The organism is Streptomyces sp. NPDC000880 (assembly GCF_053599675.1).
This window is the reverse complement of record NZ_JBSFMS010000189.1, coordinates 1-9,364: the sequence shown is the minus strand read 5'-3', so window position 1 is coordinate 9,364 and position 9,364 is coordinate 1. Positions and strand designations below refer to the sequence as shown.

Below are 9,364 nucleotides of genomic sequence, written 5' to 3'. Positions count from 1 at the left end.
AACCCCCCACCCCTTGGCGTGGGCCTCGGTGCCCGAGGCCGAGGCCCTCGCCATGGCGCGGGCGCACCGGCCCGACGTGGCAGTCCTAGATCTTCAGATGCCCGCCCCGGACGGTGTGAGCGTGGCCACATCCCTGCGGGCCGAACTTCCCGAATGCCGGACGATGATCGTGACCAGCCACGGACGGCCCGGACACCTGAAGAGAGCGCTGGCCGCGGGCGTGCGGGGCTTTGTCCCGAAGACTGTCAGCGCCCAGCGGCTGGCGGAGATCATCCGTACCGTGCACGCCGGAAACCGTTATGTGGACCCGGAGTTGGCGGCGGACGCGATCTCCGCGGGGGACTCGCCGCTGACCGCCCGCGAGGCGGAGGTGCTGGAATGGCGGCGGACGGGGCACCGATCTCGGAGATCGCGGAGCTGGCCTCGCCGTCCCAGGGGACCGTGCGGAACTACCTCTCGTCGGCCGCCTCCAAGCTGGGGCCGAGAATCGGCACGCGGCGGTGCGTCTCGCACGGGAGCGAGGTTGGGTATAGTGGTGTCCGCGCTACGGCGCATGCGGACGTAGCTCAGTTGGTAGAGCGCAACCTTGCCAAGGTTGAGGTCGCCAGTTCGAACCTGGTCGTCCGCTCAGCTCGAAGGCCCCGGTCACCACGACCGGGGCCTTCTTCGTGTCTACGACCAGCTCGTGCCGGTCAGCAGTTCGTACGCCTCGATGTACTTGGCGCGGGTCGCGTCGACGATCTCCTGCGGGAGGGGCGGCGGCGGCTGTTCGCTCCTGCGGTCCCAGCCGGAGGCGGGCGAGGTCAGCCAGTCGCGGACGTACTGCTTGTCGTACGAGGGCTGGGCGCGGCCCGGCTCCCAGGTCGCGGCGGGCCAAAAACGCGAGGAGTCCGGAGTCAGTACCTCGTCCGCGATCACCAGCCGCTCGCCTTCTTCACCTGCGGCGGTGTAGCCGAACTCGAACTTGGTGTCCGCCAGGATGATGCCGCGGTCGCGGGCAATGTCGCGGGCCCGGCTGTAAACGGCGAGGGTGGTCTGGCGCAGCTGGGCGGCCGTCTCGGCGCCGACCTGGCGGACCACTTCCTCGTAACTGACGTTCTCGTCGTGGTCGCCGACGGCCGCCTTGGTGGCGGGCGTGAAGATCGGGGCGGGCAGCTCGGAGCCGTCGGAGAGACCCTCGGGCAGCGCGAGCCCGCAGACGGTACGGCTCTCGTTGTACTCGGCAAGACCCGAGCCGGTGAGGTAGCCGCGGGCGACACATTCGACCGGGGCCATGCGCAGGGACTTGCAGACGAGGGTGCGGCCGGCCCAGTCGGCGGGCGCGCCGGCGGGCAGCTCGGTGGAGATCACATGGTTGGGGACGAGGTCCTCGAGGCGCTCGAACCACCACAGCGACAGCCGGGTGAGGACCCGGCCCTTGTCGGGGATCTCGGTGGGCAGCACCCAGTCGTAGGCGGAGATGCGGTCGCTGGCGACCATCACGAGGTCGCCCGCCTCGTTCTGGTACAGGTCGCGCACCTTGCCGGTGTGCAGATGTACCAGGCCCGGCACCTGAAGCGGCTCGGGCTTTTCGACGAATCCGGACACGGTTCCTCCCCGTGGTTGAACAAAAGGGGCGCCCCGAAGGGGCACAAGTAGGGCGGTGGTGGGAGACGGGCGGGCCAATCGCCTCGATTCTCCCGTATGCGGGGAGGGCGGGCCTGGTCAGGGGGGTCCTGGGCGGTCCTGTCTGCCCTAATCGCGTTTGCAGATGCGGTCGAGGAGGTTGGCGGTCGCCCGCTGGACGCGGGTCTCGACATGGCCGGGCCGGTCCAGCGCCGGGGACCAGGCGAAGGTGCCGGACGCGAAGACCAGGGCGCCGGAGGGTGCGCGGTACAGCGAGGTCTCCTGGTGGCGCACGGCGCCGTCGCTGTCCTGATAAGGGGAGTGGGCGAGCAGGATCCGTCCCCGGTGCTCGGGGAGCGTGGTACGCGGGAAGTAACGGTCGGCCTCGCCCGCGACCAGGCCGGGGAGTTCGTCGCCCTCGGCGGCGCCCGTCGTCTCCCAGAGCCAGTGGTCCGCGTTCCGTACGACAAGAGGGTGCGGCTCGGGGACCCTCCCCGCGTACTGAATGCCGAGCAGCTGCTGTTCGGCCCGGTCGATCTCGCGCCACAGGGCGGGCTTTCCGGGGCCGCGGCGCTTGCGGCAGGTGAGCAGGCGGTCGTCGACGCCCGAGGGGGACGGGCCGAGCTCGACCTGCCAGTACATGGTGTTGGCGGAGAGGAAGACGAGCGAGGTGCCGTGGTCGCGGGCGCGTTCCGCGGTGCGGCGCATGGGAGCCGACCAGTACTCGTCATGGCCGGGGAAGACCAGTCCGCGGTAGCGGGTGGGGTCGACGCGGCCGGCGTGGAGGTCGCGGGTGTCGGCGTAGGCGAGGTCGTAGCCGTACCGCTCGGCCCAGCGGATGAAGTCGTAGGCGTGGCCGACGTGGAGGGGCAGGCCCGCGCCGGCGTACGGGCGGTCGAAGGAGACCGTGGTCGCGGCGTCCTCCTCGCCGAGCAGGCGGCCCGTCTCGTCCCAGGCGTGATAGAGGCTGGCGCCGGTGCGGCCGTCCTCCGGGTAGAGGTTGTACGCCTGCCAGGTGATGTCCGGGAGGAGCAGCAGAAGGTCGGCCGGGTGGTCGTCGCGGACGGTGAAGGGGATGTGGGAGCGGTAGCCGTCGGCGGTGGTGAGCACGGCGACGTAGGCACCGATGGACCAGTAGGAAGGAATCTGCAGCCGCCAGGAGAGCCACCAGTGGTGGCAGGAGACCGTGCGCTGGGCAGTGAGCGGGGCCGGCTGGACGATGCCGGAGAGGCGGGGGCTGGTGGTGATCTTGGCGGCACCGTCGCCGGCGTAGTGCCCGATGCGGTAGATGTCGACCGAGAACTGCTGGGGCGGGTCCACGGTGATGTGGAAGTCGATCGCCTCGCCGGGGGCGACGGCGCCGGTGGACGTGAAGCCCTTGATCTGACGGCGTACGTCATCGGCGGTACGCGGCCCGCCGGAGCGGCCGCCGGCCAGGGCGGGGTCGACGTACCAGGGCACGACCTGGCCGGTGTCGTCGAAGTAGTACTCGCTGCCGCGGAGCCAGGGCAGAGGGCCCTGACCGAAAGGGTCTGTGACGGCGTGGGCGAGGGCGCCCGATTCCCATCGGCGGATCTGCTCTGCCCCCATGCCGCGCCCTCCCTCGATGCCCCGGAACAACTGTGATGCGCCGACTGTCAGCGCCGGTCTCCAGCACATCACATAACGCACGCACTCCGTCACCGTTCGTCGCGAATTGACGTGAACGGGACGCAGGGGTTCCGACGTGCGGGGTGGCCCTGGGTCCGCCGGGGGGGGGCGGGGTCACACCAGGCGGACCGGCTTCTCCGGGCGGACGCCGAGGGTGGACAGCCAGGTGCGCAGCGGGGCCGCGTCGCCGTCCTCGGTCAGGCTCAGGACCCGGGCGCCCAGATCCGCGCGCCGTTCGCCGTTGATCAGCAGGGCCGGGCCGTCGAGCCAGTCGAGGCCGGGGGCCGCGCCCGCCGTGTCGACGGCGGCGCAGCAGACCATCGCGGTGACATGGTCGGCGAGCAGCTCACGGCCGGTACGGGGCGGCTGCAACGGGAAGAGGGGAAGCGGGTCCGTGCCCCAGCCGCTCAGGGCGTCGCCCGGGCTCTTGGGCACTGGCGGAAGCGCCGCCTCCTCACGGACGGCCTCCTCGCGCGCGACTTCCGCGCTTATCCCGGCCGCCAGGATGTCGCCGGCCTCGCCGCTGTCGGCGGTGCCGGCGGCCCCGCCGCTGTGGGCACTCACGGGGCCCCGGGCGGACAGATGGTCCATGACTCGGGCGAGCGTCGGGCCGTCCGGGCCGGCCGACGGCGGCACGCCCAGGTCGTCGAGGACCCGGTGCAGACGGGCCGCTTCCGTACGCCACTTCCGGTCGACGACCTCTTCCGGGTACTGCTGCCAGGCCACCGGCGACCAGTCGGGCCCCGCCTCGGCCGGGCCCCCGTGAAAGAGTCGCGCGGCCAGCAGGGACGCGGCCTCGTCGATCGCACCGGGCTCTTCCAGCAGGTCACAGGCGGGCCGCTCGCCCAGCCGGGAGGCGAAGCCCTCGGCCAGGCGGTCGCGGCGGGAGAGCTCGGTCAGCGCGGAGACGACGCCCGCGTCGAGCCGGGACGGCCAGCGGCCCATCCTCCAGGCGGGCAGGGCGACCCGGGTCAGCAGCCGGTCCCAGCCTGCGTAGGCGAGACCGACCTGCTCCTGGGCGACTATCCGCAGTCCGTAATCCACAGCCTGTGCACGCTCGGACGCGGCGGCCGCGACACCGCGCTCCATCTCGGCGGCATGCACCTGGCAGCCGCGCAGCAGCAGCCGGGTGATCCCGCCGACGAAGCCGAGCGCCACTTTGCCTATTGGCCCCAGGCCGGGGTCTGCGGCGACGGCGACCGCCGCGTCCAGACCCCGTACGAAACGGCGGGCCGCGGCTATGTCGGGGTGCGCGGAGGGAGAGGTCCCGGCGACGACCGGCGCCAGCACCGCTCGGAGCTCGGCGACCCGCATCCACCACAGGAACGGCGAGCCGATCACCAGCACGGGCGCCTCGGCGGTGCGACGAGGGCGCCCGCTTCGTATCGCATGGGCCGGGTGCGAACGGTCCTCGAGCCAGCTGTCGCAGTCGGGGGTGAGCGCCAGCGCGGACGGCGCGGGCACCTCGAGGCGCTCGGCCAGGTCCCGCACCAGCCGGTACAGATCGGGGGCCGCCCGCTCCGAGAGCTCGACGGTCGGGCTGAGCGCCGGGCTCGCTCGTACGATCACGGCCGCGACCGCCGCGGCGAGCAGCAACACGACCACCGCGAGGACCGTCACGGCCCAGCGCGCGGCGTCCCAATTCTGGCCGCCCATGCGTCCCGTGGCACCGCCGACGAGGAGCACGACGGCCACAGCCGCGGGCAGCAGCGCCACGGCCACCGCCCGGCTGCGGATGCGCAGCACGGCGAGAGCTCGGGAGCGCGCGGCCTGCGCGCCCATCGACTCACCGATACCGGTACCGGACACGACCGGACCTCACCCCCTCTGCCCTGCGACGGTGATGCTCACTCCCCCACTGTGGCACCCGCTACTGACATCGCAATGCCGGTGGGCCAAGTGCCGGAACGCCTGCGCCGCACCCTAGTTGGGGCTCCGACTGGCGTCATCCGGATGGCTCAGCCGTCACTCGATGGAATGGCTTTGGTCAAAGGTGATGACGGTTCTCGGGCGCTAGGGGTTCACTCCCCGGCTGCCTTGCGCGCGATGTCCGTACGGTGCTGGGAACCGTCGAGCCGGATCCGGGCCACGGCCTTGTACGCGCGCTCACGCGCCTGCGTCAGGTCTTTTCCGGTCGCGGTGACCGAGAGCACCCGGCCGCCTGCGCTCAAAATCGCGTCGCCGTCCTGCCTGGTCCCGGCATGCAGTACGTACGCATCGGGCGCATCCTTGGCGGCTACCTCGGCCAGGCCCTCGATCGGGTCGCCGGTGCGCGGGGTGTCCGGGTAGTTGTGCGAGGCGACGACCACGGTCACGGCGGCGTCATCACGCCACCGCAGCGGCGGCTCGACGTCGAGGGTGCCCTGGGCGGCGTTGAGCAGCACGCTCGCGAGCGGGGTCTGCAGACGGGCCAGGACCACCTGCGTCTCCGGGTCGCCGAAGCGGGCGTTGAACTCGATGACCCGTACGCCGCGGTTTGTGATCGCTAGGCCCGCGTACAGCAGCCCGGAGAAGGGCGTGCCGCGGCGGCGCAGTTCGTCGACGGTGGGCTGGAGGACGGTCGCCATGACCTCGTCGACCATCTTGGGGTCGGCCCACGGGAGCGGGGAGTACGCGCCCATGCCGCCGGTGTTGGGGCCCGCGTCGCCGTCGAGTGCGCGCTTGAAGTCCTGGGCGGGCGTCAGGGGGAGGACGGTCTCGCCGTCGGTGATGGCGAAGAGGGAGACCTCGGGGCCGTCGAGGAACTCCTCGATGACCACGCGTCCGCAGGCCAGCGCGTGCTCGCGGGCAGCGGCGAGATCATCGGTGACGACGACGCCCTTGCCGGCGGCGAGGCCGTCGTCCTTGACGACGTACGGAGCGCCGAAGGCGTCGAGGGCCTCGTCGATCTCCTCGGGCGTCGTACAGACATAGCTGCGGGCGGTGGGCACTCCGGCCGCCGCCATCACGTCCTTGGCGAAGGCCTTGGAGCCCTCCAGCTCGGCCGCCTCGCGGGAGGGGCCGAAGCAGGGGATGCCCGCGGCCCGTACGGCGTCGGCGACCCCGGCGACGAGCGGCGCCTCGGGGCCGACGACGACGAGCTCGGCCGCCAGTTCGGTGGCGAGCCGCGCCACGGCTGCGCCGTCCAGGGCGTCGACCGGGTGCAGCTGGGCGACCTCGCCGATGCCGGCGTTTCCGGGCGCGCAGTGCAGAGCGGTGACGTCGGGGTCGAGGGAGAGAGAGCGGCACAGGGCGTGTTCGCGGGCGCCGCCGCCGATGACGAGGACCTTCACGGCAGCCAGCCTAACCGCCCGGGGGTGGCTGACCTGTACGGGCCTCCGAGGCGGTCTCCCCTACTCGTTCGTATATTCCTCCACGACCGTGGCGCCGAGCTCCCGCACGATCAGGTCGTGGCCGGAGAGCGCGGAGTCGACGAGGTCGGGGTCGTCCTCTTCCGGTACGTCGTCCTCGGGGGCGACCGGGGGCGGGGTATGGGGGGTGTGCGGGGTGCGCGCGGGGGCGGCGCGCGAAGGCTCGGGGGTGGATGCCTGCGGGGCCGGAGCGGACTGGGATGCCGGGGGCGGCTGTGAGCTTTGAGGTGCCTGGGGGGCCTCCGGGGCGGGACGGGGCGCGGGGGCTGCCGGGGCCTGCGGAGCCGGGGCCGACGAGGTCCGGCCGCCGCCGAAACCGCCTCCACCTCCACCGGCACCGCCGTAGCCACCACCGCCGGACGGGGGCTGCGCGCCGCCGCCGGGGCCGCCCACGCCGCCCGAGGGGTCGACGATCGCCTCGACCTTCCACTGCACGTTGAACTGCTCGGCGAGTGCCTGCTTCAGTACTTCCTCGCTGCCGCTGCTCGCGAAGTTGTCGCGGGCGCCGGCATTGATGAAGCCGAGCTGCAGGGTGGTGCCGTCGAAGCCTGCGACCTGCGCGTTCTGACTGAGCAGGATCCAGGTGAAGCGGCGGCGGTTCTTCACGGCCTCCAGGATGTCCGGCCACATGTTCCGTACCTGCCCGGCGCCCTGGGCGGCCAGGCCGGCACTGGGCGCGGCGAGGGCGGGCGCCGGTGCGGCGGAGGTCGGGGCGGGTGGAGCGGGCTGGGGCGAGGATGGGCGGCCGCCCCCCTGACCAGGGCTCGACGCCGTGGGCCAGCCGCCGGGACGCCGCCCGGCCTCAGACCCGGTTGCGGCCGCGGCGGGCCAGGCTCCGGGGCGCTGTCCGGCAGGCGGCTGCTCTGCCGGGGGAGCTACGGGCTCGGGAGCGGCAGCGGGCGTGGGCGTGGAGGCGGGCGTAGGCGTGGAGGCGGGCGCGGGTGCCTGGGCACCCGTACGTGCGACGCCCGGACCGCCGTCCTGCGGTGCGGACGGTGCCGGCGGTGTGGTTGGTACGGACGGTGCGTGCGGCGGCACAGGCGCGTGGGCCTGGGCCCCGGGCCCGGGGACGTACCCCATCGCGGGCCCCGACCCCCCGGTCGAGTACGTCGCCCCCCGCTCCAGCCGGTCCAGCCTCGCCTGCACCGACCGCTCGTCGTCGAAGGCGGCGGGCAGCAGTACCCGGGCGCAGATCAGCTCCAGCTGCAGCCGCGGCGAGGTGGCGCCACGCATCTCCGTCAGCCCGGTATTGACCAGATCCGCGGCCCGGCTCAGCTCGGCAGCCCCGAAGACGGACGCCTGCGCCTGCATCCGTTCGACCACGTCGGCCGGGGCGTCGATGAGTCCTTTTTCCCCCGCGTCCGGCACGGCGGCCAGGATCACCAGGTCCCGCAGCCGCTCCAGCAGGTCGGCGACGAAGCGCCGCGGGTCGTTGCCGCCCTCGATCACCCGGTCCACGACCTCGAACGCCGCGGCCCCGTCGCCCGCCGCGAAGGCATCCACGACCGAGTCGAGCAACGACCCGTCCGTGTACCCGAGGAGGGCGGTCGCCATGGCGTACGTCACGCCTTCCTCGGCCGCGCCCGCCAGCAGCTGGTCCATGACGGACATGGAGTCACGCACGGACCCCGCGCCCGCCCGTACGACGAGCGGCAGCACGCCGTCCGCGACCGGGATGTCCTCCATGCCGCACACCTCGCCCAGGTACTCACGCAGCGTCCCCGGGGGCACCAGCCGGAACGGATAGTGGTGCGTACGCGACCGGATCGTGCCGATGACCTTCTCCGGCTCGGTCGTCGCGAAGATGAACTTGAGGTGCTCCGGCGGCTCCTCGACCACCTTCAGCAGAGCGTTGAAGCCCTGCGGGGTGACCATGTGCGCCTCGTCGATGATGTAGATCTTGTACCGGCTGCTCGCCGGCCCGAAGAAGGCCTTCTCCCGAAGATCACGCGCATCGTCCACACCACCGTGCGAAGCGGCGTCGATCTCGATGACGTCGATCGACCCCGGCCCGTTCCTCGCGAGGTCGCGGCAGGACTGGCACTCGCCGCACGGCGTGGGCGTGGGCCCCTGCTCGCAGTTCAGACAGCGGGCGAGGATGCGCGCACTGGTCGTCTTGCCACAACCGCGCGGCCCGCTGAACAGGTACGCGTGATTGACACGGTTGTTCCGCAGGGCCTGCTGCAGCGGGTCAGTGACATGCTCCTGCCCAATGACCTCGGCGAACGACTCCGGGCGATAGCGGCGGTACAGCGCAAGGGACGACACGCCTACGAGGTTATCGGGGCCTACTGACAAGCGACGCCGCCCGCGATGTCTGCCGATGCCGGGCGGAGCGGGGCCGATGCCGCGCCGGCGTCCGACCGGGCCCGACGGCGTCCGCAAACGCAAGCGCCCCTCACGCACCCGCCAGAGCCGACCTACCCTTGCTGCCTTCCGGCCCTGGGGGAGTTCAGTCAGATAGCGCCACGTGAGGGGCTCCGCACAGGGTACCTGATGGCAGGGGGTGAGAACGAGTTCGCGAGCACTCCTCAACGTCTTGTATTGTTTGCCGCGGAGGATTCGCCTAGTGGCCTAGGGCGCACGCTTGGAAAGCGTGTTGGGGGCAACCCCTCACGAGTTCGAATCTCGTATCCTCCGCCAGTGCCTCACCGGGCACGATGTCGAAGGGCCCCACCGTTCGCGGTGGGGCCCTTCGACGTGCCTCAGACCTCGTTGTCCTGGTCTTCGAGATCGGCAACACCCAGACCGCGGCGTAC

Annotated in this window: 5 protein-coding genes, 2 tRNA genes, 1 other RNA gene and 1 pseudogene; 3 read left to right on the top strand and 6 right to left on the bottom strand. The window is 72.2% G+C overall.

Going from position 1 to position 9,364, the window contains the following annotated elements:
* Together ACWDO5_RS34045 and ACWDO5_RS34040 are read left to right on the top strand one after the other, a co-directional pair.
* Positions 1-533, top strand: a pseudogene (locus ACWDO5_RS34045) (response regulator transcription factor); the annotation flags it as partial.
* 22 nt (positions 534-555) lie between these two features.
* Positions 556-628 (top strand) — tRNA-Gly (locus ACWDO5_RS34040).
* A gap of 44 nt (positions 629-672) precedes the next feature.
* On the opposite strand, the gene ACWDO5_RS34035 is transcribed toward ACWDO5_RS34040, so the two are convergent.
* The 6 genes from ACWDO5_RS34035 to ffs form a co-directional block, all read right to left on the bottom strand.
* A complete protein-coding gene (locus tag ACWDO5_RS34035) occupies positions 673-1,587 on the bottom strand; it encodes a phosphoribosylaminoimidazolesuccinocarboxamide synthase (RefSeq protein ID WP_450534418.1) in 915 nt (304 codons plus the stop codon).
* Positions 1,588-1,734: 147 nt separating this feature from the next.
* Positions 1,735-3,195 (bottom strand): N,N-dimethylformamidase beta subunit family domain-containing protein, encoded by a 1,461-nt coding sequence (locus tag ACWDO5_RS34030; protein ID WP_450534417.1) that lies wholly within the window; start codon positions 3,193-3,195, stop codon positions 1,735-1,737.
* A gap of 174 nt (positions 3,196-3,369) precedes the next feature.
* Positions 3,370-5,064 carry a hypothetical protein gene (locus ACWDO5_RS34025; protein ID WP_450534416.1) on the bottom strand — a complete coding sequence of 565 codons (1,695 nt, stop codon included), beginning with the start codon at positions 5,062-5,064 and terminating at the stop codon, positions 3,370-3,372.
* Between the two features lie 212 nt (positions 5,065-5,276).
* Positions 5,277-6,527, bottom strand: a complete 1,251-nt coding sequence (purD, locus tag ACWDO5_RS34020; RefSeq protein ID WP_450534415.1) for a phosphoribosylamine--glycine ligase — start codon at positions 6,525-6,527, stop codon at positions 5,277-5,279.
* Between the two features lie 60 nt (positions 6,528-6,587).
* Positions 6,588-8,873, bottom strand: coding sequence for a DNA polymerase III subunit gamma and tau (locus ACWDO5_RS34015; RefSeq protein ID WP_450534414.1), 2,286 nt, complete (start codon positions 8,871-8,873; stop codon positions 6,588-6,590).
* Between the two features lie 116 nt (positions 8,874-8,989).
* Positions 8,990-9,088, bottom strand: an RNA gene (gene ffs, locus ACWDO5_RS34010) — signal recognition particle sRNA small type.
* A 72-nt stretch (positions 9,089-9,160) separates the two neighbouring features.
* Between ffs and ACWDO5_RS34005 the strand changes: the two genes are divergently transcribed.
* Positions 9,161-9,248, top strand: a tRNA-Ser gene (locus tag ACWDO5_RS34005).
* The last annotated feature ends 116 nt before the right edge of the window (positions 9,249-9,364 follow it).